Source organism: Micromonospora sp. RHAY321, assembly GCF_023896955.1.
Lineage (GTDB): Bacteria > Actinomycetota > Actinomycetes > Mycobacteriales > Micromonosporaceae > Micromonospora.
Genome location: NZ_JAMHIW010000019.1, coordinates 87,924 through 112,957 on the forward strand (window position 1 = coordinate 87,924; position 25,034 = coordinate 112,957).

Annotated in this window: 22 protein-coding genes and 1 riboswitch; of the genes, 11 read left to right on the plus strand and 11 right to left on the minus strand. The window is 73.3% G+C overall.

Annotated elements, in window-relative coordinates; all coding sequences use genetic code 11:
• Nucleotides 1-102 precede the first annotated feature (102 nt).
• From M8C17_RS27775 to M8C17_RS27785, 3 genes are read left to right on the plus strand one after another with little or no spacing between them, the layout of a single operon-like run.
• A complete protein-coding gene (locus M8C17_RS27775; protein ID WP_252419520.1) occupies nt 103-798 on the plus strand; it encodes an SDR family oxidoreductase in 696 nt (231 codons plus the stop codon).
• Nucleotides 792-2,426, plus strand: coding sequence for an MFS transporter (locus M8C17_RS27780; RefSeq protein WP_252419521.1), 1,635 nt, complete (start codon nt 792-794; stop codon nt 2,424-2,426). The genes M8C17_RS27775 and M8C17_RS27780 overlap by 7 nt, the downstream gene beginning before the upstream one ends.
• Before the next feature lie 58 nt (nt 2,427-2,484).
• Nucleotides 2,485-3,252, plus strand: coding sequence for a TetR/AcrR family transcriptional regulator (locus M8C17_RS27785; RefSeq protein ID WP_252419522.1), 768 nt, complete (start codon nt 2,485-2,487; stop codon nt 3,250-3,252).
• A gap of 20 nt (nt 3,253-3,272) precedes the next feature.
• Here the strand turns inward: M8C17_RS27785 and M8C17_RS27790 are convergent, their stop codons facing one another.
• On the minus strand, nt 3,273-3,626 hold the full coding sequence (locus tag M8C17_RS27790) for a cupin domain-containing protein (RefSeq protein ID WP_252419523.1): 354 nt from the start codon (nt 3,624-3,626) through the stop codon (nt 3,273-3,275).
• A 218-nt stretch (nt 3,627-3,844) separates the two neighbouring features.
• On the opposite strand from M8C17_RS27790, the gene M8C17_RS27795 reads away from it, so the two are divergent.
• Nucleotides 3,845-6,022 carry a hypothetical protein gene (locus M8C17_RS27795; protein WP_252419524.1) on the plus strand — a complete coding sequence of 726 codons (2,178 nt, stop codon included), beginning with the start codon at nt 3,845-3,847 and terminating at the stop codon, nt 6,020-6,022.
• A gap of 29 nt (nt 6,023-6,051) precedes the next feature.
• On the opposite strand, the gene M8C17_RS27800 is transcribed toward M8C17_RS27795, so the two are convergent.
• From M8C17_RS27800 to M8C17_RS27810, 3 genes are all read right to left on the minus strand, one after another.
• Nucleotides 6,052-6,447: a hypothetical protein gene (locus M8C17_RS27800; RefSeq protein WP_252419525.1), complete on the minus strand. Its 396-nt coding sequence runs from the start codon at nt 6,445-6,447 to the stop codon at nt 6,052-6,054.
• Nucleotides 6,444-6,893, minus strand: a complete 450-nt coding sequence (locus M8C17_RS27805; protein WP_252419526.1) for a hypothetical protein — start codon at nt 6,891-6,893, stop codon at nt 6,444-6,446. Before M8C17_RS27805 ends, M8C17_RS27800 begins: the two co-directional genes overlap by 4 nt.
• 254 nt (nt 6,894-7,147) lie before the next feature.
• Nucleotides 7,148-8,026, minus strand: coding sequence for an alpha/beta fold hydrolase (locus M8C17_RS27810; RefSeq protein ID WP_252419527.1), 879 nt, complete (start codon nt 8,024-8,026; stop codon nt 7,148-7,150).
• A gap of 155 nt (nt 8,027-8,181) precedes the next feature.
• Here M8C17_RS27810 and M8C17_RS27815 point away from each other — a divergent pair, with 155 nt between their 5' ends.
• The 3 genes from M8C17_RS27815 (at nt 8,182) to M8C17_RS27825 (ending at nt 14,627) form a co-directional block, all read left to right on the plus strand.
• Nucleotides 8,182-11,505 (plus strand): BTAD domain-containing putative transcriptional regulator, encoded by a 3,324-nt coding sequence (locus M8C17_RS27815; protein WP_252419528.1) that lies wholly within the window; start codon nt 8,182-8,184, stop codon nt 11,503-11,505.
• 97 nt (nt 11,506-11,602) lie between these two features.
• The gene (locus tag M8C17_RS27820; protein WP_252419529.1) at nt 11,603-13,177 is read left to right on the plus strand and encodes a Na+/H+ antiporter; all 1,575 of its coding nucleotides are present in this window, start codon (nt 11,603-11,605) and stop codon (nt 13,175-13,177) included.
• Nucleotides 13,178-13,319: 142 nt separating this feature from the next.
• Nucleotides 13,320-14,627, plus strand: a complete 1,308-nt coding sequence (locus tag M8C17_RS27825; RefSeq protein ID WP_252419530.1) for a hypothetical protein — start codon at nt 13,320-13,322, stop codon at nt 14,625-14,627.
• A gap of 36 nt (nt 14,628-14,663) precedes the next feature.
• Here M8C17_RS27825 and M8C17_RS27830 read toward each other — a convergent pair whose 3' ends face one another.
• From M8C17_RS27830 to M8C17_RS27850, 5 genes are all read right to left on the minus strand, one after another.
• Nucleotides 14,664-15,407, minus strand: a complete 744-nt coding sequence (locus tag M8C17_RS27830) for an amino acid ABC transporter ATP-binding protein (protein ID WP_252419531.1) — start codon at nt 15,405-15,407, stop codon at nt 14,664-14,666.
• A complete protein-coding gene (locus tag M8C17_RS27835) occupies nt 15,404-16,180 on the minus strand; it encodes an amino acid ABC transporter permease (protein WP_252419532.1) in 777 nt (258 codons plus the stop codon). Before M8C17_RS27835 ends, M8C17_RS27830 begins: the two co-directional genes overlap by 4 nt.
• Nucleotides 16,181-16,225: 45 nt before the next feature.
• Nucleotides 16,226-17,098, minus strand: coding sequence for an ABC transporter substrate-binding protein (locus M8C17_RS27840; protein WP_252419533.1), 873 nt, complete (start codon nt 17,096-17,098; stop codon nt 16,226-16,228).
• A gap of 99 nt (nt 17,099-17,197) precedes the next feature.
• Nucleotides 17,198-17,338, minus strand: a complete 141-nt coding sequence (locus M8C17_RS27845) for a hypothetical protein (protein ID WP_252419534.1) — start codon at nt 17,336-17,338, stop codon at nt 17,198-17,200.
• Nucleotides 17,339-17,371: 33 nt separating this feature from the next.
• A riboswitch (SAM riboswitch) is annotated at nt 17,372-17,483 on the minus strand.
• Between the two features lie 87 nt (nt 17,484-17,570).
• Nucleotides 17,571-19,520 carry an amino acid transporter gene (locus tag M8C17_RS27850; RefSeq protein ID WP_252419535.1) on the minus strand — a complete coding sequence of 650 codons (1,950 nt, stop codon included), beginning with the start codon at nt 19,518-19,520 and terminating at the stop codon, nt 17,571-17,573.
• A 217-nt stretch (nt 19,521-19,737) separates the two neighbouring features.
• Here M8C17_RS27850 and corA point away from each other — a divergent pair, with 217 nt between their 5' ends.
• A complete protein-coding gene (gene corA, locus M8C17_RS27855) occupies nt 19,738-20,865 on the plus strand; it encodes a magnesium/cobalt transporter CorA (protein WP_252419536.1) in 1,128 nt (375 codons plus the stop codon).
• A gap of 16 nt (nt 20,866-20,881) precedes the next feature.
• Here corA and M8C17_RS27860 read toward each other — a convergent pair whose 3' ends face one another.
• Both M8C17_RS27860 and M8C17_RS27865 read right to left on the minus strand, forming a co-directional pair.
• Nucleotides 20,882-21,067: a hypothetical protein gene (locus tag M8C17_RS27860; RefSeq protein WP_252419537.1), complete on the minus strand. Its 186-nt coding sequence runs from the start codon at nt 21,065-21,067 to the stop codon at nt 20,882-20,884.
• 277 nt (nt 21,068-21,344) lie between these two features.
• Complete coding sequence (locus M8C17_RS27865; RefSeq protein WP_252419538.1) at nt 21,345-21,860, minus strand: 2'-5' RNA ligase family protein; 516 nt, start codon at nt 21,858-21,860, stop codon at nt 21,345-21,347.
• A 77-nt stretch (nt 21,861-21,937) separates the two neighbouring features.
• Here M8C17_RS27865 and M8C17_RS27870 point away from each other — a divergent pair, with 77 nt between their 5' ends.
• From M8C17_RS27870 to M8C17_RS27880, 3 genes are all read left to right on the plus strand, one after another.
• Nucleotides 21,938-22,444 carry a DUF664 domain-containing protein gene (locus tag M8C17_RS27870; protein ID WP_252419539.1) on the plus strand — a complete coding sequence of 169 codons (507 nt, stop codon included), beginning with the start codon at nt 21,938-21,940 and terminating at the stop codon, nt 22,442-22,444.
• Nucleotides 22,445-22,564: 120 nt separating this feature from the next.
• Entirely contained in the window at nt 22,565-22,942 is a 378-nt protein-coding gene (locus M8C17_RS27875) for an SCP2 sterol-binding domain-containing protein (RefSeq protein ID WP_252419540.1), read from the plus strand.
• Complete coding sequence (locus M8C17_RS27880; RefSeq protein ID WP_252419541.1) at nt 22,939-25,011, plus strand: glycogen debranching N-terminal domain-containing protein; 2,073 nt, start codon at nt 22,939-22,941, stop codon at nt 25,009-25,011. Before M8C17_RS27875 ends, M8C17_RS27880 begins: the two co-directional genes overlap by 4 nt.
• Nucleotides 25,012-25,034 lie beyond the last annotated feature (23 nt).

Below are 25,034 nucleotides of genomic sequence, written 5' to 3' on the forward strand. Positions count from 1 at the left end.
ATGCCCAGCACTACCCGCCGAACAGGTGTGCTGGCTTGGGAAAAGGGAAGAACGTGCCATCACGCGACCCGCGTGAGCTGTGCTCGCGGCGGCGGGAGAGACATGAGTGCCAGAACCTTCGTGGTGGTCGGCGGCACCAGCGGCCTCGGCCTCGCGGTGGCCCGGCTGCTGGTTGACGAGCACCAGGTGGTGGTATTCGGCGACGTACCCGCCGAGGTCGCCGCGACGACCGATCAGCTGGGGTGCGACGGGGTGGTCTGCGACATCTCCTCCTACGAGCAGGTCCGCGACGGGTTCGCCGAGGTGGTGAGACGCTACGGTCCGCTCGACGGGATGGCGGCCTGCGCGTCGATGTGGGCGGGCGGCGACCTGATGGACCTTCCGGTGGAGCACATCCGGCGGGCCGTGGAGATCAACGTCCTGGGCATCACGTACCTGCTCCGGGAGGCGCTGGAGCACCTGCACCGGCAGGGCCACGGGAACGTGGTGTACGTCGGGGCGACGGCGCTGGCCGCGCCACGGCCGGGCATCCCGGTGTACCGGGCCACCAAGAGCTACGGCAGCAGCCTGGTCGACTCCCTGGCCGAGGCCCAGCACAGCAACCAGGTGAAGGTGATGCAGCTGCATCCCGGGCCGATGCCGACCCGCCTGCAGGAACGGGTTGGCGCCGAGTTCCTCGACGAGGTGTACGCCCTGCCGGAAGAGGTCGCCACCGAGGTCGTCCGGCTGCTGCTGCTCGAACCCGACGACCTCTTCGTGTCCGGCGAGCGCGTGTTGCGCGCGGACGGGCGGTGGTGACGGCCGCAGCCGGACCCGACGACCGTCCGGCCTCCGCGTGGGCACCGCTGCGGACCGCGGTCTACCGCAACCTGTGGCTGGCCCTGCTCGCTGCCAACGTCGGCACCTGGATGCAGACGGTCGGCGCGCAGTGGCTGCTGATCCACCACCCCAACGCCTCCACCCTGGTCGCCCTGGTCCAGACCGCCAGCCTGCTGCCGGTGCTGCTGCTGGCGCTGCCCGCCGGCGTACTGGCCGACAACTTCGACCGCCGGCACCTGTTGATCGCCGTGCAGCTGTTTCTGGTGGCGGTCGCGGTGGCGTTGACCCTGCTCACCGCCACCAACCGGATGCCACCGGCGCTGCTGCTCACCCTCACCTTCGCGTTCGGGGTCGGGCAGGCACTCACCCTGCCGGCGTGGGCCGCGGTGATTCCGGAACTGGTGCCGCAGGACCAGCTGCGGTCGGCCTCGGCGCTCGGTTCGATCAGCGTGAACGCGGCCCGGGCCGTCGGGCCGGCGGTGGCCGGCGTGCTGATCGCGCGCACCGGGGTCGCCCCCGTCTTCGCGCTCAATGCCCTCGCGTTCCTGATCTTCGCGTACGCATTGGCGCGCTGGCGTCCCGGCAACGCCCGTGCGGTCGAGGTACCCGAGCGGTTCGCCGCCGCGCTGCGCGCCGGTGGCCGCTACGTGCGGCACTCGCCGACGGTGCGTCGTTTGCTCCGCCGCGCGCTGGTCTTCGTGGTCCCGGCCAGCGCGCTCTGGGCGCTGCTACCGCTGGTGGCCGAGCGGCAGCTCGGGCTGGGCTCCGGCGGGTACGGCCTGCTGCTGGCCGCGCTCGGGGTGGGAGCCGTCGCGGGGGGACTGCTGCTGGCCGCGATCCGGACCCGGCTGTCGGCGAACCAGCTCCTGCTCATCGCCGGCGTGCTGTTCACCATCTCGCTGACCGTCGTCGCCACGGTGCGGGTGGTGCCGCTGGTGCTCGTCGCCCTGCTGCCCGCCGGGATGGCCTGGGTGACGGTGCTGGCCAACGTCAACGCCGAGATGCAGCTCTTCCTGCCGAGCTGGGTGCGCGCCCGGGGACTGGCCGTCTACCAGGTGTGCTTCGCCGGCGGGCAGGCGGTCGGCGCGCTCGTCTGGGGGCTCCTGGCCGACGTGGCCGGGCTGGTCCTCGCCTACCTCGCGGCGGCGGCGTTGATGCTGGTCGGCACCGTGACGAGCCAGATATGGCCGCTACCGGACCTGCGGACGGTGAACCGTGACCCGGCGGCCTACTGGCCGCAACTGCACCTGGCGCGCGAGCCGGACCCCGGGGTGGGGCCGGTGCTGGTGACGGTGCAGTACGTCGTCCGGCCGGAGCGGGCGCAACCGTTCCTCGCGGCGATGGACGTGGTGCGTGGCGCTCGCCAGCGGACCGGCGCGATGCGGTGGGGGCTGTTCCGGCCGGCCGAGACCACGGACCGCTTCGTGGAGGTCTACCTGGTGCCGTCGTGGGGCGAGCACCTGCGCCAGCACGGCGGCCGGTTGACGGGCGAGGACCGCGAGGCCGAGGAGCGGGCGCGGGAGCTGACCGACGGCGAACCGGAGGTGCGTCATCTGGTGCCGGCAGCCGCCGGCCCGGCGCTGCGCGACGACCAGGAGGCTGTGTGACCAGGCCGGGTCGGCGGCGGCGTACGGCGTACGCACGCGTTGTTAGGATTGCCGCACCATGGCGAGTGAGCGCAAGGCGACGGCGGACCCGGCCCGCAGCCTGGCCATCCTGTGGCGCACCCGGGAACCGACCAGCCGCAGCGCCGGCCCGGGGCTCAGCGTCGACCGGATCGTCCGGGCCGCCATCGGCATCGCCGACGCCGAGGGTCTCGACGCGCTGACCATGCGCCGGGTGGCCGAGGCGCTGGGCGTCGGCACCATGTCGGTCTACACCTACGTGCCGGGCAAGGCCGAACTCGTCGACGTCATGATCGACACCGCGTACGGCGAGATGCCCCGCACCGCCGTCGCCGGGGACTGGCGGGCCAGGTTGGAGCGGATCGCCCGGGACAACCTCGCGCTCTACCAGCGCCACCGGTGGATGCTGCGAGCCGAGACGACCCGGCCGGTGCTCGGCCCCCACCTGCTGGCCAAGTACGACCACGAGCTCACCGCGGTCGCCGACATCGGGCTCACCGACGTGGAGATGGACGCGGTGCTCACCCTGGTGCTCGGGCACGTGAAGAGCGCCGCGCGCGCCGCGTCCGAGGTGGTCGACCTGGAGCGGGAGACCGGCATGACCGACGGCCAGTGGTGGCAGTCGCACGCACCCTGGCTGGAGACGTACATGACGGCCGGCAGCTACCCGACCGCCGCGCGGGTCGGCACCGCGGCGGGCCAGCAGCACGGCGCGGCGTACGGGCCGGAGTACGCCTTCGAGTTCGGCCTGCAACGCGTCCTCGACGGTATCTCGGTGGTGGTCGCCGAGCGGGCGGCCGCCGGGTAGCGCGAGCCGGCGTCATCCGGTCAGGGGTACTGCGTCACCAGGGGCTCGTCGGCCTCGACGACGTACGTCGACAGCATCATCGTGGTGGTGTCGTCGGTGACGTTGCGGGCATTGTGGATCGTCCGGGGCGGGATCAGGAACGGTTCGCCGGCGTGGATGGTCAACGTCGGCCGGTCGTCGAACTCCATGTCGACCGTGCCACGGATGAGGTAACCCACTTCCTCGCCGGGGTGGCTGTGCCGTCCTGACGCCAGCCCGACCGGTATCTCGAAGAGCGTCTGCACGATCAGGCGGCCGGGCACGGAGGCTGGGTGACGCTGCAGCTCGGTGCGCTTCACGCTCGGCGCCGACGCGTCGCCGGGTTCTCTCGCCACGACTCCCCCTGGTCTCGTACGCGGCACCGCTGCGGACACGGGCGACTCTAATGTGATCCGCCCCGAGTCACGGCGTACCCGGCGGAACCCGCCCGGCCCGTCCGTCCGGGTGGTACGACTGGGACGGCGGTGGCATCGGAGGCCGGGAAGGATGGCGATGGCTGACGGGCTTCCCGGGCGGCTGCCGCAGCGCGGGGACAACCGCGGACGGCCCACCGATGCCTGAGGGCTCACCGCGCCGCGCCGGACCGGAGCGGCACGACATCGTGGAGTTGCGGGTGCACGGCGTCTCCGGGGCGCGCCCGGAGCGGGTCCTCTACCGGACGCACGTCCGGCAGGTCGCCGGCGACCGCAGCGGCGGCTTCCACCGCCCGGTGCCCGAGCAGCCCGGCGACGCCGACCCGGACGGGGTGACGCTGGAGGCGTACCGGTGGGGCGATCTGCCGTCGGGCACCGTGGGCCGGACGTTGTCGTTGGTCTTCCTGCTGCCGTTCATGCTCAGCAACGTGGCGGTCTGGATGCGACCGGCGGGCCGGCGCATCGGTTCCGGCGTCACCGTGCTGTGCCGGCTCCTCGCGCTCAACCTCACCGCGCTGTACGTGCTGTCGATGGCCGGTGTCGCGCTCGACCTGATCGCCTGGCGGTGTCTCGGTGCCGCCCGGTGCGCGGATCCCTTCACCATGACGGCCGAGTTCGACGGCCGGCAGATGGGGCAGAGACTGGCGGTGCTGGCCCTGTTGCCGGTCGCCGCCGTCGTCCTGCTCCGCCTGCTCGGCAACCGCCGACCCCGTCCGCCCCGCCACCCGCTGTGGGCGGTCGAGCCGCTGGTGGGACGGTTGCGGGCGATCCACGTCGCCGTCGCGCTGGCCGTGCTCGACGTGATGCTGCTCGCCGCCCGTTCCACCGGCGGGCGGACGGCGTGGACGACGATCCTGCTGGCGCTCTCCGGTGCGGTGCTGGTGACCTGCGTCGGCCTGCTCGCCGTCCCCGGGCTGCTGGACGGTGCGGCGACCGGGCGGGGGGCCACCCGCACCGCCGGGACGACACGGGCGGTGGCGTACGCCGTGAGTGTGGCGACGCTCGCCGTCGTCGCGATGGACGGGCGGGACTGGCCGTCGTCGCCCGGGCTGCCCGGCTACGACCAGATCGTCGGTACGGCGATGTTCGGTCAGATGTCACTGCTGGTGGTGTTGAGCGTGCTGGTGCTGTGGCACCACGGTCGGGGGGACCGTCGCTCCCCGCTGCCGCGCGGGCTCGGCGCGGCGGTCATGGCGGCGATCGCGGTCGGCCTGGCCGGCGCGTTCTCCGCCGACCTGGTCTACCAGAGCGGGCAGTTGCTCGGCGGCTACCAGGGCGACGGCGGGCCGCCGCTGCCGTACCAGTGGACGATCCTGGCCTTCTTCCTCCACGTGACCGCGGGGGTGGTGCTGGGCGGCGCGATGACGTTCACGTCGCGGCGCCCGAGGTGGCAGGCCGCGAGGACGATCACCGCCGGGGACTTCCCGGCACCACCACCGGGTGCCGCCGAGGAACTGCGGACGGTGACGAGGGCCATCGCCCGGGCCCGGTTCACCGAGTGGCTGGGAATGCTCGCCGTGGCGTACGCGGCGCTGGCGGCGATCGGTCTGACCACGGGCGTCCTGGGGCTGGCCGGGTTCGAGCCGGACGAGCTGGCGGGGCGTCTCTTCGGGCTGCCCGCCGGATCCGTTGGTGTCGGCCTCGCCGTGGGCAGCTACCTCACCGCCAGCGTGGTGCTGGCCCTGCTCCTGGGTGGGATCCTCGCCTACCGGACGGCGTGGTTCCGCCGGCACGTCGGGATCCTGTGGGACCTGGGGACCTTCTGGCCACGGGCCGCCCACCCGTTCGCGCCGCCGAGCTACGCCGACCGCGCGGTGCCGGAGCTGGTGGACCGGATCACCGAGCTCGCCGGGCGCCACGCCGGGGTGCTGCTCTGCGGGCACAGCCACGGCTCGGCGCTGCTGGCCCTCGCGGTGCTGCGGCTGCCCCCGGAGGTGCGTCCACGGGTCGCGCTACTCACGTACGGGTCCCCGCTGGGCCGGCTGTACGGCCGGCTGTTTCCGGCGTACCTGAACGACGAGGTGCTCCGTGAGGTGGGGGAGCGGATCGGCTGGCGGTGGCTGAACCTGTGGCGGGAGACCGATCCGGTCGGCGGCTGGATCTTCGCGCCGCACCGGCCCGGCGATCCACCCCCGGACGCCGACGATCCCGCCGGGCGGGTCGATCGCCGCCTGCGGGACCCGAGGGACCTGGCACCGCCAGGGTCGGAGCGTCGGCCGCCGCTGCTGCGGGGGCACCAACCGGGTGAGTCCGATCCCGAGTTCCGGGCGGCGGTGCGCGAACTCGCCGGGCGGCTACGCGACCAGGGCCGTGCGTGAGCGGTGGACGGACCGTCCCGAGTCGAACCTCACCGGTCCTCCGGCAGCCGTTCGGACTCCGCGACCACCGCCCGCACCTTGCGCAGGGTGGCGTCGGGGGAGCGGATCGCGGCACGCCACCGGTCCAGCGTGCGGGTGAGCACGCGGACCACGAACTGCAACTGGTTGACCTGCTCGCGGAGCAACCCCAGCTCGGACCGGGCGCTCAGCGCCTGCTCCTCCAACTCGGTGATCCGGGTCTGTAGTGGCTGCACCAGGGTGAGGGCGGCCTCGGTGAGGGTGTCGGCCGCGTCGGCCTTGAACTTGCCCCGCTGCACCACCACGGTGGCGATGGCGGCCAGGCCGGTGGTGCCGCCGAGGATGCCGAATGCGCTGAGCGCCACCTGCAGCCACGGGGGTGCTTCGGGCGCCGGTGTGGAGATCACGTAACACCGTCCTTGATCGGTTCGCCGTTCGTGCACTGGATGGCCCGGGCCAGCCGGCGCAGGTCGATGGCGATCTGAGCGGCCCGCCACAGGGACCCGACCGCGAGCGCGGTGATGAACGACGCTGCCGCGACGGACTGCCGACCCGAGACGACCAGCAGGGCCATCGTGTACATGCCGCTGATGGTGCCGAACACCAGAACCGACGCGAGCTCGATGCCGAGCCCGGTGGCGAGCCGGCCGGGCCACAGGATGCCCGACAGGCCGCCCACGCCGACCGCGATCAGACCGATCTCCCAACCGACCTGGATCGGGACCGGCATGGACATCTGGACCGAGGTGGGTCGGACGTCGAGCACCAGCAGAAGAACACCGCAGATGGGTGCCATGGCCAGGGCGGCCACCTCGAACGGCTGGTGCCGGGACCGGATGCGCAGGTATCCCACGGCGACTCCTTGGTCGAGGAGGTGAGCGACTCGCCGCCGTTGGCTGGCCGGTTACTGCCTGTGTATCACCGGTTACCACTGAGCGTCCACCTGGTGTCACGTCGCATATCCGCAGGTCAGGCCCATTTTCCAGAGCGAGGTCCGGGTTGGGCTGCGCGGAGCCGGTGAAGGGAGGCGGGGGCCGGCCCGCCATGTCGCTGAGTGACCACCAGTGTCAGAAAAGTGACATGACGGGGGGCCGGCGCGGTGGAGTGCTACCGGGCGAGCAGGGCCCGCAGGGCCCGTACCACCTCCGCGGGCGCCTCCTCCGCCATGAAGTGCCCGCAGGTGACCGTCCGGTGCTCCAGGTCCGGCGCCCAGGCCCGCCACACCGCGGCCGCGTCGTAGCCCAGCGCCGCGCCCCAGTCCTGCTGCAGAACGCTCACCGGCATCCGCAGCCGGTTACCCGCCTCCCGGTCCGCGGTGTCGTGCGTGACGTCGACCCCGGCGGACGCCCGGTAGTCGGCGACGATCGAGGTGATCGCGGCCCGGGACGCGCTCAGGTACGCGGCGCGCACCTCCGCCGGCAGCGCCTCCGGGTCCCGCGTCCAGACGTCCAGGAAGTGGCCGAAGAAGGCGTCCGGGCTGCCGCCGATCAGCTCCTCGGGCAGGCCGGGCGGCTGTGCCATCAGGTACAGGTGGAAGGCGACCGCTGCGCTGGCGCCGTGCAGCACGTCCCACATGTCCAGGGTGGGCACCACGTCGAGCAGGGCGAGATGGCTGACCGCCTGCGGATGGTCGAGGCCGGCGCGGAACGCGACCAGGGCACCCCGGTCGTGCCCGGCCAGCGCGAAGCGCTCATGACCGAGCGCGGCGGCCAGCGCCACGATGTCGGCGGCCATCGTGCGCTTCGCGTACCCGGTGCCGTCGGTGTCGAGGGGCTTGTCGCTGTCGCCGTAGCCGCGCAGGTCGGGACAGATGACCGTGTGGTCGGCGGCCAGGTCGGCCGCGACGTGCCGCCACATGAGGTGGGTCTGCGGAAAGCCGTGCAGCAGCACGACAGCGGGTCCGGAGCCGCCCACGGCGACGTTCAGCGTCACGCCGTCGGCGACGGTGACCCGGCGGTAGTCGAATCCGTTGATCCTGGGGTCCACGGGGGAACCTTCCTGTGGGTGCGGGGTCGGCGCGGGGAGGTGCCCGTCGCCGTCGTACGTCATCGAGCCTGACCGGTGGTGATCAGCAGCCGGTCAGCGTCCGATCAGTGCCGGCGGGCTGCGGCCGGCCACGTGGACCTGCCTAGATTGGTGCCATGACCAGGCAGCCGACGGCACCCGAGGCGGTGACCTTCGGCGTGCTGGGCCCGGTGACCGCCGCGACCGAGCGTGGGCCGGTCGCGCTCAGGGGACTCCGCCAGCGCATGGTGCTGGCCCGACTGCTGATCGCCCGGGGCCGGGTGGTGCCGGTGGACCGCCTCGCCGACGACCTGTGGGAGGTGCCCCCGGAGGGCGCGGTCGGCGCGATCCGGACCTTCGTCGCCGACCTGCGCCGTGCGCTGGAGCCCGACCGGCCGCCCCGGCAGCCGCCCCGGCTGCTGGTCACCGAGCCCCCGGGGTACGTGCTGCGGGCCGCCCCCGAGGCTGTGGACGCCGAACGGTTCGAGGCGGCGGTCGCCGAGGCGGGACGGCTGCTGGCGGCGGGACGCCCCGCTCCGGCCCTGGCCGCCCTGGACGCGGCGCTGCCGCTCTGGCGCGGGCCCGCGTACGCCGACTGCGCCGGCGAGAGTTGGGCGGTCGCCGAGATCAACCGGCTGGACGAGCTGCGGATGCTCGCCGTCGAGCGGCGAGCCGACGCGCTGTTGGCGCTGGGCCGACCCGACGAGGCCGCCGCCGACCTGCCGGCCCACCTCGCCAGCCATCCGCTGCGCGAGGACGCGTGGCGGCTGCTCGCGACGGCCCGGTACCGCTCCGGGCGGCAGGGCGAGGCGCTGGCCGCACTACGGCAGGCACGGGACGTCCTGGTGAGCGAACTGGGCCTGGACCCGGGTCCCGAGCTGCGGCGGCTGGAAGCCGACATCCTCGCGCAGGCGCCACACCTCACCCTGCCGGCTGAGCCGGCCACCTCCGAGGTGCTCGCCCGGACGGAGCCGCCCCCCGGACCCGTCGGGCCGGCCGGACCGGTCACGGAGCGACCCTTCGTCGGCCGCGACACGGAGCTGGACCGGCTGCTCCGGGCCGCGGAGGTCGCCGCCCGGAGCAGCCGACCCGCTCTGGCCCTGCTCGGCGGGGACCCGGGCGCCGGCAAGACGGCGCTGGCCGAGACGCTGACGCGGCGACTCGCCTCCGACGGCTGGACCACGGCGTGGGGCCGCAGCCCGGAGTACGAGGGCGCCCCGGCCGCCTGGCCGTGGACGCAGATCACCGACGCGCTCGCCGGGGCGGCCGAAACCGGTGTGGCCGACCTCGCCGCTGCCGGGGCGACCGATGGCGCCGACGATCCCGCCGTGGCCCGGTTCCGCCGGCACCGCGCGGTGGCGTCGCTGGTCTCGGCGGTCGCCGGCCGAGGGCCGGTGCTGCTGGTCCTCGACGACCTGCACCGCGCCGACGGGGACACCCTGGACCTGCTGACGGCGCTGCTCAATGGCCCTCAGCCGGCAACCGGGCCGGTGCTGCTCCTCGGCACCTACCGCGCCACCGAGATCAGCCCGGAGCTGACCGCGGCCCTGGCCCGGGTGGCTGGGCTGGAGCCGGTCCGGGAGTACCTCGCCGGCCTGTCCGTGCCGGCGACCGGTGAGCTGGCCCGCACCGTCGCCGGGGCGGAGCTGGACCCACCCACCGTGCGACTGATCCACCATCGCAGCGGCGGCAACCCGTTCTTCGTCCGGGAGCTGGCCCACCTGTACGCCACGGAGGGTGGGGCGGCGCTGGCGGCGGTGCCACCGGGGGTACGCGACGTCATCCGGCACCGGCTGGCGCAGCTCCCCCCGCCGACCCGGACCCTGCTGCGGCAGGCAGCCGTGCTCGGCCGGGACCTCGACATCGAGGTGCTCAGCACGTTGACCGACGACTCCACGGCCCTGCTGGACGCCGTGGACCGCGCGTTGCAGGCCGGCTTCCTCACCGAGCAGGCCCCCGACGGGCGGCTGCGCTTCACCCACATCCTGGTCCGCGACACGCTCTACGCCGACCTGTCCGCGCCGCGCCGCGCCGCCTGGCACGCCGCCGTCGCCGAGACGCTGGGACACCGTCGGCCCGCCGAGCCCGCCGCGCTCGCGTACCACCTGTTGCGCGCCGGTGGACCGGTCGCCGCCGGCCGCGCCGCCGGGTACGCCCGCGCCGCCGCCGAACAGGCCGAACGGAGCGGCAACCCGCACGAGGCGGCCCGCCTGTGGGGGCAGGCGGTCGAGGCGTACGACCGGTCCGGCCGGGCCGACCGGCGCGAGCGGCTGCGCGCGGTGCTCGGCCTGGGGCGCGCGCTGGCCGTGACGGGCCGGCTGGCCGAGGCGCGGCGGCGGCGAGCGGAGGCGATCGACGACGCGGAGTCCGTCGGCGACCCCGGGCTGGTCGCCGAGGTGCTGGCCGGCTTCGACGTACCCGCCATCTGGACCCGCAACGACGACGACGTCCTCGCCGGGCGGATCGCCCGGGCCGCCGAGCACGCCCTGGCCGCACTCGGCGTGCACGGCTCCGCGCAGCGCAGCCGACTGCTGAGCACCCTCGCGCTGGAGCTGCGCGGCACCACCACCGACCGTGGCCGCCGGGCGGCCGACGAGGCCGAGGCCATCGCACGCGCCACCGGAGACCCCGGGCTGCTGGCCTTCGCGCTCAACGCCCGCTTCATGCACGCCTTCCACCGCGTCGGCCTGGCCGAGGAGCGGTCCCGGATCGGCGCCGACCTGATCGACGTGGCCGCCCGGCACCACCTGGTGACCTTCGAGGTGCTGGGCCACCTCGTCCGGGTGCAGGCCTGCTGCGCGCTGGGGGACCGGGCCGGCGCCGACACGCACGCCCGCGCCGCCGACCGCCTCGCCGAGCGGTACGAACTGCCACTGGTCGGCCTCTTCACCCGGTGGTACGCCGCGTTGCGCCTGGCGCTGGACGGCGAGTCGACCGCGGCGGCGGACGCGTACCGGACGGCGGCCGTGCGGCTTCCCGCCGACGCCATGCCGGGCCTGACCCGGGGACTCCTCCCGCTCGCCCTGCTCGGCCTGCGCCTGGCCGAGGGCGTCGGCGGTGACCGGCCGATCCCCGGGCTCGGCGGTGAGGACTGGGTGGGCATGGACTGGGGTCCGCACGAGCCGTGGGTCCGCCCGCTGCTGCTGCTGGCCGACGGCGACCGGGACGCCGCCGGGGCCGCCCTGCGGACGCTCCCGGTCGGGCCGCACGACCTGCTGCGGGAGGCGCGGCTCTGCCTCACCGCCCGGGCGGCGCTCGCCCTCGGCGACCGGGCCACGATGGAGAACCTCGCCGTCGAGCTGCGACCGGCCGCCGCCGAGCTGGCCGCCGGCAGTGGGGTGCTCACCCTCGGTCCGGTGGCCGGACACCTCGCCGACCTGGCCGCCGCCCTTGGCCGCGACGACGAGGCGGCCGCGTACCGCCGTACCGCCCGGGCAGTCACCGCTCGCGACCGCGCCTGACCCCCGGCGACTTGCCGTTTCCCCCGAACGGGGCTTCGGGGTGCGGTCAGATGGAACCGGCGCGGCCGCCGCCGGCCGCGGATCGAGGGGGTACGCCGTGGAGGGGCTCGTCCTGATCGTGGTGCTGGGCGTCACCGTCCTGGTCGGCACCACGCTCGGCGGCCGGTACAGCGTGGCGCCGCCGGTGCTGCTCATCTCGTTCGGGGTGCTGCTCGGGCTGGTGCCGCCGCTGTCCGAGCTGACCCTGGAACCGGACCTGGTGCTGCTGATCTTCCTGCCGGCGATCCTCTACCGGGAGAGCCTCACCCTCAGCCTGCGCGAGATCCGGGCCAACCTCCCGGTGATCGGGCTGCTCGCCGTGGTGCTGGTGGTGCTCACCATGGTCACGGTGTCGCTGACCGCGCAGGCGTTCGGGGTGAACCCCGCCGCCGCCTGGGTGCTCGGGGCGGTCCTGGCACCGACCGACGCCGCCGCGGTCACCGGCCTCGCCAAGCGGCTGCCCCGGAAGCTCCTGACCACCCTGCACGCGGAGAGCCTGATCAACGATGGCACCGCGCTGGTGCTCTTCGCGGTGACGGTGGGTCTGCTCACCGGTGCCTCGTCGCCGGGCGCGCTGCGCATCGGTGAGGAGTTCGTCGGCGCCTCCGCCGGTGGTGTGATCGCCGGTCTGCTGGTCGGCGGCATCGTGGTGCTGATCCGCAAGCGGCTCGACGATCCGCTGCGTGAGGGCGCACTGAGTGTGCTGACGCCGTTCGCCGCGTTCCTGCTGGCCGACGCGGTGCACGCCAGCGGTGTGCTGGCGGTGGTGGTCGCGGGCCTGATGCTGGCCTACGCCGGCCCGCGGGTGATCCGTGCCCGGTCCCGGGTGCTGGCGTACGCGTTCTGGGACCTGTCCACGTTCCTGATCAACGGCGGGTTGTTCGTCCTGCTCGGCACGCAGATACCCCAGGCGGTGAAGCGCATCACCAGTACCTCGCCGACCAGGGCGGTGGTGATCGTGGCGGTGGTGACCGTGGTGATCGTCGGCACCCGTCTGGCCATGGTCTACCTGACGGCGGAATCGGCGAAGCTGCTGCGCCGCCGGATGGTCGACGCCACCCGCGGGCCGTCCGGCTGGCGGGTGGGCACCGTCGCCGGCTGGTCCGGTTTCCGGGGTGCCGTCTCGCTCGCCGCCGCGCTGGCGGTCCCCACGACGACCGCCGCCGGCGCACCGGTGCCCGAACGCGACCTGATCATCTTCGTCACCGCGCTGGTGATCGTGCTGATCATGCTCGTTCAGGGCACCACCCTGCCGCTGGTGGTGCGCTGGGCGGGACTGGGCGGTGACCCCGAGCGCGCCGACGAGTTGCGGCAGGCCCGACAACGGGCCACCGAGGCCGGCCTGGCCGCGCTGCCGCAGGTCGCCGCCGAGATCGGCGCCGGGGAGGAGACGGTGCGCCGGCTGGAGGCCGAGTACCAGCAGCACCTGGACGACGTCAACGAGGGCGGCGATCGCAGCGCCGAGGAACGCCGCCTGGAACGCAAACTGCGCCTCGGCGTCCTCGAACACAAGCGACGGGAGATCACCCGGCTGCGTGACCGGCGGGAGATCGACGACCTCGTGCTGCTCGACCTCCAGTCCGCGCTGGACAACGAGGAGATCCGGCTGCTGGGCCGCGGGAGCGTCGACTGACTCGCCGGCCCGGCCGCCGCACCGAACGACGGATTGGTGACAGCGGCCGGCGGGTGTGCAGGCCGCCCGGTCGTCACGCCGCCGGGTACGGTGGGAAGCGGTTCGGCGTTGGTCGATGCGTACGGTCCGCGAGGGGGTGCCCATGACCACCGGGGCGACGGAGGCCGGCCTGCGGGTGGTCACCGCACGGGAGTTCCTCGACGAGGTGACCTCGGTGACCCGCGAGCGTGACGCGACCGAGTTCCTCTACCTGATGGCGCAGGGCGACGGCGTCATCGGGGTGCAGTGGGAGCAGCCCGGCGTCGACCATCTGCGCCGCTACCGGGTGCGCGATCCCGACGGGCCGGCCTGCTCGCACTGCGCGCTCCTGGCCGCCGTGCTGGAGCTGGCGCCGGTGCTGCCGCTGGACGTGCTGCGGACCATGCGCACCCGACCCCAGTACGAGACGGTGCTGCGCACCGGTCGGCTGCCACACCTGGCGTTCGCCCGGCCGACGCGGCAACCCGGTGGAAGCTGGCTCGGTGACTGCCACGCGGTGCCCGGCGACCCGCACACCGACGCCGACTGCGCGACGCACGCCGTGCCCGCGCCGAGCGGCGACCTGCTGGACCTTCGCCTCGGGACGCTGCCGCGAGCGGTGCGGGAGCTCTACCCGCACGACGGCGCGGCGACGGCGGACCTCCAGCAGCGGCTGCGGATCGCCCGGGACTGGCGGGCCGACGCGCAGGCCGTGGCGAGCGGCATCCGCGAGGCGGAGGCGACCTGGGCGTTCCTGCGCAACTCCTGCGTGCTGGGCGTGCCCGTGCCCGGTGCCACCGGTCTCGTGCTCACCCTGCCGCCGGACGGGCCCTCGGACAACCGCCCACTGGCCGAGCTGCACGCGGCGGCGGTGCGCGCCCTGCCCACCGGCGGCCCGCTGGCCTACGCGGAGCGGGCCTGCCTGGTGCCGGAGCCGGGCGCCGGGGCGCAGCGGATGCCGTCGTACGCCGGTGCGCTTGACCTGACCCGTGCGGCGCCGGTGCGTACGCTGCGGCTGCCGGCGCCCCGCCGGCCGCTGAGCACCACCGGCCGGGGCGTGCTGCTGCTGTACGAGGCCCGGCACGCGATGGGCCGGCACCACGCGGGCGCGCCGGAGCGCGACAGCGCCTACTGGGAGTCCGAGGCGGCGTTGAACGTCTTCGAGTTCACCCTGCTGGAGCGGGTCGCCGGCCGGCACTACCAGGACGCGGTGGCCGCGTACCTGCAGGCCCTGCGCCGGGAGGGCGACCTGCTCGCCCGCCCGCACAAGGTGCTCGACCGGCGCCGGCGCAAGGCGCTGTCCATGGCGTTCGGCGGGCTGGACGACGAGGAGCTGCACCTGTGGGCGTCGGTCGCCTACCGCAACGCCATCCTGGTGCTGCTGGGCGATCTGCAGGCGTTCGCCGCGCACCTGCGCCGCCAGGCCGGCTGACGCCGGACGGCCCGGCGGCCGCAGCCGTCGTGCGGCTCAGAGCACCTGATCGAGGAACCGGCGCAGCCGCGGATGCCCGGCCCGCTCGAAGATCGCCTCCGGCGGGCCGGCCTCCAGCACCACGCCCCGGTCCATGAAGGCGACGGTGTCGGCGACCTGCCGGGCGAAGCCCATCTCGTGGGTGACCACGACCATGGTCATGCCCCCGGCGGACAGGTCGGCCATCACCCCGAGCACTCCCTTGACCAGCTCCGGGTCGAGTGCGGAGGTGGCCTCGTCGAAGAGCATCACCTCCGGCCGCAGCGCCAGCGCCCGGGCGATCGCCACCCGCTGCTGCTGGCCGCCGGAGAGCTGCGCCGGCCGCGAGTCGGCCTTGCCGGCCAACCCCACCAGCTCCAGCTGGGCGCGTGCGACCGCCACCGCCTCGTCCTCGTCGAGCTTGCGCAGCCGCCGCAGCGCCAGGGTGACGTTGCGCAGCACGCTCATGTGTGGGAAGAGGTTGAACTGCTGGAAGACCATGCCCACCCGCTGCCGCAGCGCGTCCGGGTCGTCGCTCAGCACGCTGCGCCCGTCCAGCAGCACGTCGCCGCGGTCCGGCTCGATCAGCCGGTTGATGGTGCGCAGCAGGGTGGACTTGCCCGACCCGGACGGGCCGATCACGCACGCCGTCGCGCCGCGTGGCACGGCCAGGTCGACGCCGCGCAGCACCCGGTTCGGCCCGAAGGCGAGGTGCACGTCGCGCACGTCGAGGCTGACCGAGGTGGTCGTCGCGGTGGTCATCGCCGGTCCCCTTCGGTCGTGCCGGCCAGCGCCGGCTCGGTGTCGTCCTCGTCATCGACCGGGGTGACCGGCCGCCCGTGGCGCAGCCGCCGGTCGATCCAGTTGACCATGTGCGTCAGCGGCACGGTCAACGCCAGGTAGAAGAGCCCGGCCAGCAGCAGCGCGGACTCGTTGCCGGTGGTGGCCGCGTAGTCCTGGCCGATCCGGAACAGCTCCCGCTGGCTGGCCACCAGCCCGAGGAAGTAGACCAGGCTGGAGTCCTTGATCAGTGCGATGAGTTGGTTCACCCAGGCCGGCAGCACCCGCCGGATGCCCTGCGGAATGATCACCAGTCGCATCGAGTCGGCCCAGGAGAAGCCGAGCGCGCGGGCGCCCTCCAACTGGGCGGCCTCCACCGACTGGATACCGGAGCGGAAGATCTCCCCCATGTACGCCGCCGCGATCAGCGACAGCGCCAGGATGCCCAGCGGGTAGGGGTCGGGGCCCCAGACCTCCATGCCCAGCGGCGCCAGCCCGACTCCGATCAGGAGAATCGTCGCCGCGGCCGGCAGCCCCCGGAACACGTCGGTGTAGACCCGCGCCGGCCAGCGCAGCCAGCGGCTACGGGAGATGCCCGCGACGGCCAGCAGCAGACCCAGCACCGAGCCGAGCAGGGCGGCGGAGACCGCCAGGATCAGCGTGTTGGGCAACCCGACGGTCAGCATCTCGGGTAGCGCCTCGCGCATGGCGTCCCAGTCGAAGAAGGTCTCCCACAGGGTGCTCAACGGATCCATCGGTCGCCTCTCCTACCGCCCTGCTCGCTCGTCACCGGGTGTGCCTCAGGACGCGGCCGACGCGGACGCCGACGGCGCAGCCGGAACGGCCACCGTGCCGCTGCCCGGCTTGAAGTCGGCCGGAACCGGTCGGCCCGGGTAGTACTGCGCCTGCAACCGGCTCCAGGTGCCGTCCGCGATCACCTCGTCGAGGCCCTTGTTCAGCGCCTCGCGCAGCTTGTCGCTGCCCTTCGCGACCGCGTACGCGGTCGGCGCGGGGCTGAGCTGCTTGGCCGCCACGGTGATCTTTCCGTTGCTGTCGGCTGCCGACTTCTCGCCGATCTCCGCCGGAGCGATCCACGCGTCGGCGGTGCCCGCCTTGAGCTGGTTGATCGCGCCGTTGTAGTCCGGCACCCGGACCGGGTCGAGCTGCCTGCCGGTGGCGTAGTCGTCCTGGACGGTGCCCTGGACCACCACGACCCGCTTGCCGGCGAGCTGGTCGAAGCTGGTGATCGGTGAGCCGGCCGGGACGTCCAGGCCGAAGTAGCCGAAGTCGTAGCCGTTGCCGAAGTCGACCGTCTTCTTCCGCGCCTCGGTGATCGTGATCGAGGAGCTGCCGACGTCGAACTTGCGGTTGTTGACCTGGGAGAGCAGCGCGGAGAAGTCGGTGCCGACGAACTCGACCTTGAGGCCGAGCTTGCCGGCCACCGCGGTCAGCAGGTCGTTGTCGAACCCGGTGAACCGGCCGTCCTTGAGGTACACGTTCGGCGGGGCGTCGGTCAGCGTGCCGGCGCGCAGCACGCCCGGCTGCGCCAGGCCGTACGGGTTGGCGGTGGCGTCGGAGGAGGTGTCGTCGCCGCAGGCGGTCAGCGCGGTGGCGGCCAGGATCGTCGCCGCGCCGAGGGCAGCGGCACGGGTGAGGGCGGGAAGAAATCGCACAGGTGTCTCCGAAGGTTGCGCAGCGGCGGACGCGGGCGTGCGCCGCCGACGGTGCGCCCGGTGGGCGTACCGCTGGGATGGGTTCGGGAAAGGGGTGCGCTAGTGCGCGACGCGGCCGCGACAGGCGGCGCTGCACACCCGCATCATGTCCACGTGCCGCCGCCGGGTCAGTGCCGGTGGCAGCCAACCGGCGCGGGAGTCCGCGGCGTCGGCCGGTGGGGCGGTGCTGAGGATGCGCATGGAATCTCCCGGGTCTGTGCTGACCTGGGTGCCAGGCCACGCTTGCACCGACGTCCCGTCGGTGCCTGGTCTTCACCCGGGGCACCCCACCGCGGAGGAGGGTTGCCGGCCAGCGAGCCGGGGCTTCGCGCTGGCGCTCATGACCTGTCCAGAGGCTAGCAGCCGGAACCGGCGGACCGTCCAGCCGTTATGACCACGCTCACCCTGCGCTACGACGACCCGGGCGGACGGGTCAACCGGCGTGCACGTGCGGTCGGCGGCTCCGGTCGGGCTCCTGGCGCCGCAGGATCTCCCGGGTGACCGGGGCGATCTCGCCCTGGCCGAAGGCCAGGTAGCGCAGGAAGTTGCCGCCCGGGTTGCCCTCGGTCCACTCGAAGTAGATGTGCGGGCGCCGCCGGATCCGGTCGCGGATCTCCAGCAGCAGGGCGGCCAGCGCGTTGGGCACCGAGGAACTGGCCAGGCTGAGCACGAGGTACTGGTCGTGCACGACGCTGCCACGCACCAGCAGCTCGGTCTCGAAGTCCGACGGGTCGGTGACCGTCACCTCGACGAAGATCACGTCGCTGTCGGCCGGGAACTCGTTGTCGGCGACGGTCTGCACGAGCTTGGCGCGGTACTCCGCCGGCTCCCGGCTGTCCGGCTCGTGCGCGATCAGTCGGAGTCGGCGCCCGGCGCACTCGTCGATCATCCGGGCCGCCTCGGGGTCCAGCTCCACCCGGTCGACCCGCAGCTCGAGTGCGCGGTTCAGCCGGGACAGCAGCGACACCAGGATGATCCCGCCGATGAAGCAGGCAGCGATCTTCACGCCGTCGGGGCGTTCCACCACGTTCGCCGCGGTGGTGTAGACGAAGATCAGCGCGATGACGCCGAAGGCGATCGTCGCGCCGCGCTGGCGTCGCCGCCGTGCCGCGAGGGTCACGGCCGTCGCCGCCGAGGTGATCAACACCAGCACCCCGGTGGCGTACGCGCCGCCCTGCGCGTCCACGCTGGCCTCGAAGACGATCGTGATCAGGAACGCCACCGCGGTGAAGACCAGCACCAGCGGCCGGACCGCCCGGGCCCAGGTCGGCGCCATGCCGTAGCGGGGCAGGTAGCGGGGTACGAGGTTGAGCAGACCGGCCATCGCCGAGGCGCCCGCGAACCAGAGGATCCCGATGGTGGACAGGTCGTAGACCGTGCCGAACACCTCGCCGAGGTACTCGTGCGCCAGGTAGGCCAGCGCCCGGCCGTTCGCCGGCCCACCCGGCTGGAACGCCTCGGGCGGGATCAGCACGGTGGTGGTGACGCTGCTGGTGATCAGGAAGACGCTCATGATCGTCGCGGCGGTGGTGAGCAGGCGGCGCGCGCCCCGGATCCGGCCCAGTGGCCGGTCCTCCGTGTCCCGTGGGTCACCGCGCACGCTCGGCATCACCGCCACCCCCGTCTCGAAGCCGGACAGGCCCAGGGCCAGCTTCGGGAAGACCAGCAGGGACAGCCCGACCATCATCCAGGGGTCGCCGTGGCCGGTGGTCAGCGCGGTGGTCCAGTCCCCGACCGCGCTCGGGTGCGTCACCACCTGCCACAGCGCGGCGGCGATCACCACCGTGTTCAGCGCCAGATAGACCGCGACCAGCACGACGGCGATCCCGATGGCCTCGGTGAATCCCTTGAGGAACACCGCACCCAGCAGCGCCACGAGCAGCAGCGTGAGCACGACCTCCTGCCCGCGCAGCCCTTCCGGCCAGAACGGGTTCTCGTCGATGTGGGCGGTCGCGTCAGCGGCGGACAGGGTGATGGTGATGATGAAATCGGTGGCGGCGAAGCCGAGGAGCACCAGCACCAGCAGCTTGCCGGGCCAGTAGCTCAGCAGGCGTACCAGCATCGCGATGGAGCCCTCGCCGTGCGGGCTCTCCACCGCCACCCGCCGGTAGACCGGCAGCGCGCCCAGCAGGGTCACCAGCACCAGCACCAGGGTCGCCACCGGCGAGAGCGCCCCGGCGGCCAGTGCCGCGATGCCCGGCTGGTAGCCCAGGGTCGAGAAGTAGTCGACGCCGGTCAGGCACATCACCTTCCACCACGGGTGGTGCCGGTGCTCCGGCGGGCGCCCGTGCGGCCCCTGCCGCCGCGGCTGCTCCGAGTCGCCGCCGAGCAGCCACCCCCGCAGCCGCCCGGTCCGCGGGCCGGTGCGCCTGTCGACCTCCATCGGCGCTTCCCCCGTCGTCCCGCCCGTGGTCACCGCGAGTATCCGCCAGCCGGGCCCCGCCCGTCCGCCGGTGGGCGGAACCCGGGCAACCGTGGGCGACGCCTCGGAGGGTTTTGGTGCGCGGGCACGGGGGAAGCAGCGCCTCCCGGCTGCCTGGCCGAACCGCGCGGGTGGTTCGGGTGGCCGTCGGTGGGTGCCTCCGGGGAGGGAGCGGGTCATGGTCGGCGGCCGTCGGTTCCGCCCGGGTGAGGGCTTCGGCCGCCAGCTCGACGAGCACGAGATCCGCGACGAGCCGCCGGGCGACGAGCCGGCCGAGCCGGCCGCCGGCGGGCTGGTGGACAGCGCCATCTACATCCGCGGGCACCGCTTCGCGTCGCCGGCCGGCCTCGCCGAGACGTACCGCTGCCTCCAGGAGCAGGACGAGGCGATGGCCTGGATCGGGTTGTACCGACCCGACATCGACCAGATCACCTCGCTGGCCCGGGAGTTCCGGCTGCACGACCTGGCGGTGGAGGACGCGATCAACGCCCACCAGCGGCCCAAGCTGGAGCGCTACGGGCACACCCTCTTCGTGGTGCTGCGCGCCGCCCGCTACGACGATGTGCGGGAGGAGGTCGAGTTCTCCGAGCTGCACCTGTTCATCGGGCCGGGCTTCGTGGTCACCGTCCGGCACGGTGAGGCGCCCGATCTGGCCGCCGTGCGGCGGCGGATGGAGGCCGACGCGCAGATGCTCGAGCAGGGCCCGCAGGCGGTCCTGTACGCGATCCTCGACCAGGTGGTCGACGGTTACGCGCCGGTGGTGGCCGGGTTGGAGAACGACATCGACGAGATCGAGACCCAGGTCTTCGGTGGCGACCCGAACGCCAGCCGGCGCATCTACGGTCTCAGCCGCGAGGTCATCCAGTTCCAGCGGGCCGCCCGTCCGCTGCTCAACGTGCTCGACGCGCTGGCGGCCGGCGCGGGCAGCTACGCGACCGACGAGGAGCTGCGGCGCTACCTGCGCGACGTGACCGACCACCTCACGCAGGTCGTGGAACGCGTCGACGGCTTCCGGCACCTGTTGCAGAACATCCTCACCGTCAACGCCACCCTGGTCTCGCAGCAGCAGAACGAGGAGATGCGCAGCCTCACGGCGGCCAGCTACACGCAGAACGAGGAGCTGAAGAAGGTCTCCTCGTGGGCGGCGATCCTGTTCGCACCCACGTTGATCGGCACGGTGTACGGGATGAACTTCGTCCACATGCCGGAGTTGCAGTGGCACTTCGGGTACCTGTTCGCGCTGCTGCTGATGCTGCTGGTCTGCGGCACCCTCTACCTGATCTTCAAGCGGCGCGGCTGGCTCTGAACGGGGTTCCCGAGGGTCACTCGATGCCGCGAAGGATGTGCAGCTCGTCCTCGCTGTCGTCCTCGCCGGAGCCGATTCGACCGAGCAGCACGGCAGCGGCCCAGATGGTCAGTGGCGTGGCCGCCCCGGTCATGCCGCCGCCGGTCCGGTCGTCCCTGGTCTGGCTCCGCTCCGTCCGCGGTGGCCTGCGCTGAGCCTGCATGGGCACTGCCTCTCGTCGTCGAAGCCGTCCCGGGCGGCGCCACGTTGCGCCCGCGTCGCCGGATGGGCCGGCCGCGCGCGGCGGGCGGCCATCGGAACGGCATCCATGTCGAACCATCCCACGCCCGGCCTCGTCGGCACCCCTTGTTTTCAGTTTCCCGACTGCGACCCGCCAATCCGGACATTACGTACAAGGGTCGCGCCGCTGGTCCGGTGAGCTGGGGAGAGCCCCTGTCCGGCCGGGCGCAGCCGCCCTCCACGGCCTGGCGGGCCGGCGGTCAGGACAGCGGGTGGGCGATGCCGCGGGCGTGGTCGGTGAGCGCCGCGCCGACCACGGTCGCGGCCAGCGGCAGCACCTCCAGGCAGCGGCGTACCGCGGCGGCCATCAGCACGTTCGGCACCCGCATGGAGAGCGTGCAGTGCGGCACCCAGCGTCCCGGCTGGTAGTGCTCGACCAGCGTGATGCCGGCGGCGGCGAGCCGGTCGTGCACCATCCGGTGGTGGGCCAGCAGCTCCGGCGTGGGCGTCGGGCCGAGCCAGAGCACCCGTCCGACGAACTGACCGGCGTGCTGGAAGTCGAGTCGCAGCGGGGCGGCCACGACGGTGCCGCGCAGCGCCGCGGCGACCTGCTCGGGGTCGAAGCGGGGCGCCACCGCGAGCGAGACGTGCGGCCGGTGGCGCTGCTCCAGCAGCGAGCGCATGCTCTGCACGCCCTCGGCCTCCAGAGCGTCCCAGAGCACCCGGATCCGCCGGGTAGCGTCCGGGTCCAGATACAGCTCCAACGCCGCGACCACTTGATCACCGTAGCGGCCGAGGTTTGGCCGTCCGTGTCGGCGGTACCCGATCAGAGACACACCAGGAGGCGTGACGCGTGGACGTGAGTGACCTGCTGACCGAGACGTACGACCGGCTGCCCGACCTCGTCCGGGCGGCGGTCGACGGCCTCAGCCCCGAGCAGCTGCGCTGGGCGCCCGGCCCCGGCGCCAACTCGATCGGCTGGTTGGTCTGGCACCTGACCAGGGTCCAGGACCACCACGTCGCCCACCTGCTCGACACCGACCAGGTCTGGGCGAGCGGCGAGTGGGCCGGGCGGTTCGGGCTCACCACCGACCCGGACAACACCGGCTACGGCCACTCGCCCGCCCAGGTCGCCGCGGTGCGGCCGGAGAGCGCGCAGGCGTTGATCGACTACTACGAGGCGGTCGCGGCGCGGACCGGGCCGTTCCTGGCCGGGTTGCGAGCGGCGGATCTGGACCGGGTGGTCGACGAGTCGTGGGACCCGCCGGTCACCCTCGGCGTCCGGCTGGTCAGCATCGCCGAGGACGACCAGCAACACGTCGGCCAGGCCAACTACCTCCGAGGGCTGATCGGCGCCTGAGGCGGGGACGTCCACCGGCTCAGCCTGCGATCACCGGTCGTCACCCGGTCCGGGTGAGGCGTCCTCACCCCGGGGCGGGCGATCCTGCGGGAGAGCGGGGGAGGGGACGAGATGGGCGCGATGGCCGAACACCTGGAACAGCTCGGCTCCGGCCGGCGTACCGACCTGCCGGAGACGACGGCCGGGACGCTGCGGCTGGACGCGTGCGACGACGGCCACAGCGAGCACTGGTACCTGACCGTCGACGACCAGCACGTCCGGGTGACCCGGTCGTCCAGCGATGCCGAGCTGGTGGTCCGCGGCGACCGGACGGTGTTCGACCGGTTGGCGAGCGGCGAGACCCACCTGTCGGCCGCGTTGCTGCGCAACGAGGTGACCGTCCAGGGCAACATTCGGCTGTTGATGCTGCTGCGGCGGATCTTTCCCGGGCCTGTCGGTGCCCGCCATCCCCGCGAGCTGGGCAGGGCCGCGACGGCCGGGCGGGACGGGCGGCCGTGAGGCAGGAACTGGTGCACGTGATCGCGGGCAACGCCTTCGCGATCAGCGACGCGCAGGGCGACGTGGAGGCGGCCCCGGACGCGCCGGTGGGGCTCTTCTCATTCGACACCCGCTTCCTGTCCCACTGGGTGCTGCGGGTCGACGGGGAAGGGCTGAACGCGCTGTCCCGCGACGACATGACGTACTTCGAGACCCGGTTCTTCCTGGTTCCGGGCGCCGCGAGCCATTACGTCGACGCCGACGTGTCGGTCATCCGGCACCGATCGATCAACGACAGTTTCAGCGAGCACATCACCGTGCTCAACCACTCGGCCCAGCCGGCCGAGTTCACGGTGCGGATGGAGATCGGCAACGACTTCGCCGACCTGTCCGACGTCGCCAGAGCCGCCGAGCGACGGGAGCCGACCCGCCGGGCCGCCCAGATCACCGCCGACTCGGCGCGCCGCCAGCTCGTGCTGCGCTACGAGCGGGAGCGGTTCATCCGGGAGACCACCGTGAGCAGCACGGCACCCGTGCAGGTGGACGAGCGGGGAATGACGTTCCGGATCAGGATCGAGCCCGAAGGCGCGTGGGAGACCATCCTGCACGTCACCATGACCATCCACGGCGAGGGCGGCCGGGACCTGCGCAACGACATCGAGTCCCACCGGCAGCACGTACGCGGGGGAATGCGCGAGGATCTGGCGGACTGGATGGACCGGGCCCCGCACCTGGTGGCCGAACGGGGCGGCCTGGAGGAGACCTACCGGGGCAGCCTCGCCGACCTGGCGGCGCTGCGGTACTTGCCACTGTCGTCCGACGCCCGGGTGCCGGTCGGCGGCCTGCCGTGGGCCATGGGCCTGTGCGGACGCGACAGCATCATCACCTGCCTGCAGACCATGGCGTTCACCCCCGAGCTGGCCCCCGCGACGCTGCGGTTCCTGGCGCTGCTGCAGGGCAGCCAGCTCGACGACCGACACGACGAGGAGCCGGGCAAGATCCTGGCTCAGCTCCGCTACGGCGAATCCGCCGCGTTCGGCGAGCGACCGGACGCCGTGTACTACGGCGCGGCGGACACCACCCCGCTGTTCGTCGTCCTCCTCGACGAGTACGAGCGCTGGTCCGGCGACACCGACCTGGTCCGCGAACTGCGCCACCCGGCCCGGATGGCGCTGGACTGGATCGACGAGTACGGCGACATGACCGGTGACGGCTACCTGCGCTACCAGCGCCGCAACGAGCGGCACGGCGTGGTCAACCAGGCATGGAAGGACTCGGACGACGCCATCGTCGACGTCCACGGACGGCAACCCGGATTTCCCCGGGCGACCTGTGAGTTGCAGGGCTACGCGTACGACGCGAAGCGGCGTGGCGCCCGGTTGGCCCGGGAGTTCTGGGGTGACCCCGCGTACGCCGACCGGTTGGAGCGGGAGGCGGCGGAGCTGAAGGACCGGTTCAACCGGGACTTCTGGCTGCCGCACCGGGAGTACTACGCGCTGGCGCTGGGGCCGGACGGCGATCCGGTCGACGCGCTGTCGTCCAACATCGGGCATCTGCTGTGGAGCGGGATCGTCGCCGACGACCGCGCCGAGGCGGTTGCCGAGCATCTGGTCGGGCCGCGGCTGTTCAGCGGGTGGGGGGTGCGCACCTTCGCCACCGGGCAGCGCCCGTACAACCCGGTGGGCTCGCATCTGGGGGCGGTGTGGCCGTCGGACAACGCGCTGATCGCCGCCGGGCTGCGGCACTACGGTTTCGACGTCCAGGCGGCCCTGATCGCGAACGGCATCTTCGACATGGCGCAGACGGTCGGCGGGGCGGTGCCGGAGCTGATCGCCGGCTACGAGCGCAGCCTGACGAAGTATCCCGTTCAGCTGCCCTCGGCCGGTCGTCCGCAGTCCTGGTCGTCGGGCGCGCTGCTGATGCTGCTGGGCACCCTGCTGGGGCTGCGGCCCACCGGCGACAACCTGCTCGTGAACCCGTCCCTGCCCAAGGGCTTCGGTCGGATCGAGCTGCTCGACATCCCGGGCCGCTGGGGCCACTCCGACGCCTACGGGCGTGACCGCGCCGCCGCACGAGCCCGCCTCCGCTGACCGGTGTCCCTCCTCGCCCGGCT

Bases quoted from the DNA above. Each gene is read 5' to 3' on its own strand.
- M8C17_RS27845 (WP_252419534.1), bottom strand. From the start codon at position 17,338: ATGCGCATCCTCAGCACCGCCCCACCGGCCGACGCCGCGGACTCCCGC.
- M8C17_RS27830 (WP_252419531.1), bottom strand. From the start codon at position 15,407: ATGACCACCGCGACGACCACCTCGGTCAGCCTCGACGTGCGCGACGTG.
- M8C17_RS27875 (WP_252419540.1), top strand. From the start codon at position 22,565: ATGGCCGAACACCTGGAACAGCTCGGCTCCGGCCGGCGTACCGACCTG.
- M8C17_RS27775 (WP_252419520.1), top strand. From the start codon at position 103: ATGAGTGCCAGAACCTTCGTGGTGGTCGGCGGCACCAGCGGCCTCGGC.
- M8C17_RS27850 (WP_252419535.1), bottom strand. From the start codon at position 19,520: ATGGAGGTCGACAGGCGCACCGGCCCGCGGACCGGGCGGCTGCGGGGG.
- M8C17_RS27815 (WP_252419528.1), top strand. From the start codon at position 8,182: ATGACCAGGCAGCCGACGGCACCCGAGGCGGTGACCTTCGGCGTGCTG.
- corA (WP_252419536.1), top strand. From the start codon at position 19,738: ATGGTCGGCGGCCGTCGGTTCCGCCCGGGTGAGGGCTTCGGCCGCCAG.
- M8C17_RS27835 (WP_252419532.1), bottom strand. From the start codon at position 16,180: ATGGATCCGTTGAGCACCCTGTGGGAGACCTTCTTCGACTGGGACGCC.
- M8C17_RS27785 (WP_252419522.1), top strand. From the start codon at position 2,485: ATGGCGAGTGAGCGCAAGGCGACGGCGGACCCGGCCCGCAGCCTGGCC.
- M8C17_RS27825 (WP_252419530.1), top strand. From the start codon at position 13,320: ATGACCACCGGGGCGACGGAGGCCGGCCTGCGGGTGGTCACCGCACGG.
- M8C17_RS27860 (WP_252419537.1), bottom strand. From the start codon at position 21,067: ATGCAGGCTCAGCGCAGGCCACCGCGGACGGAGCGGAGCCAGACCAGG.
- M8C17_RS27795 (WP_252419524.1), top strand. From the start codon at position 3,845: ATGCCTGAGGGCTCACCGCGCCGCGCCGGACCGGAGCGGCACGACATC.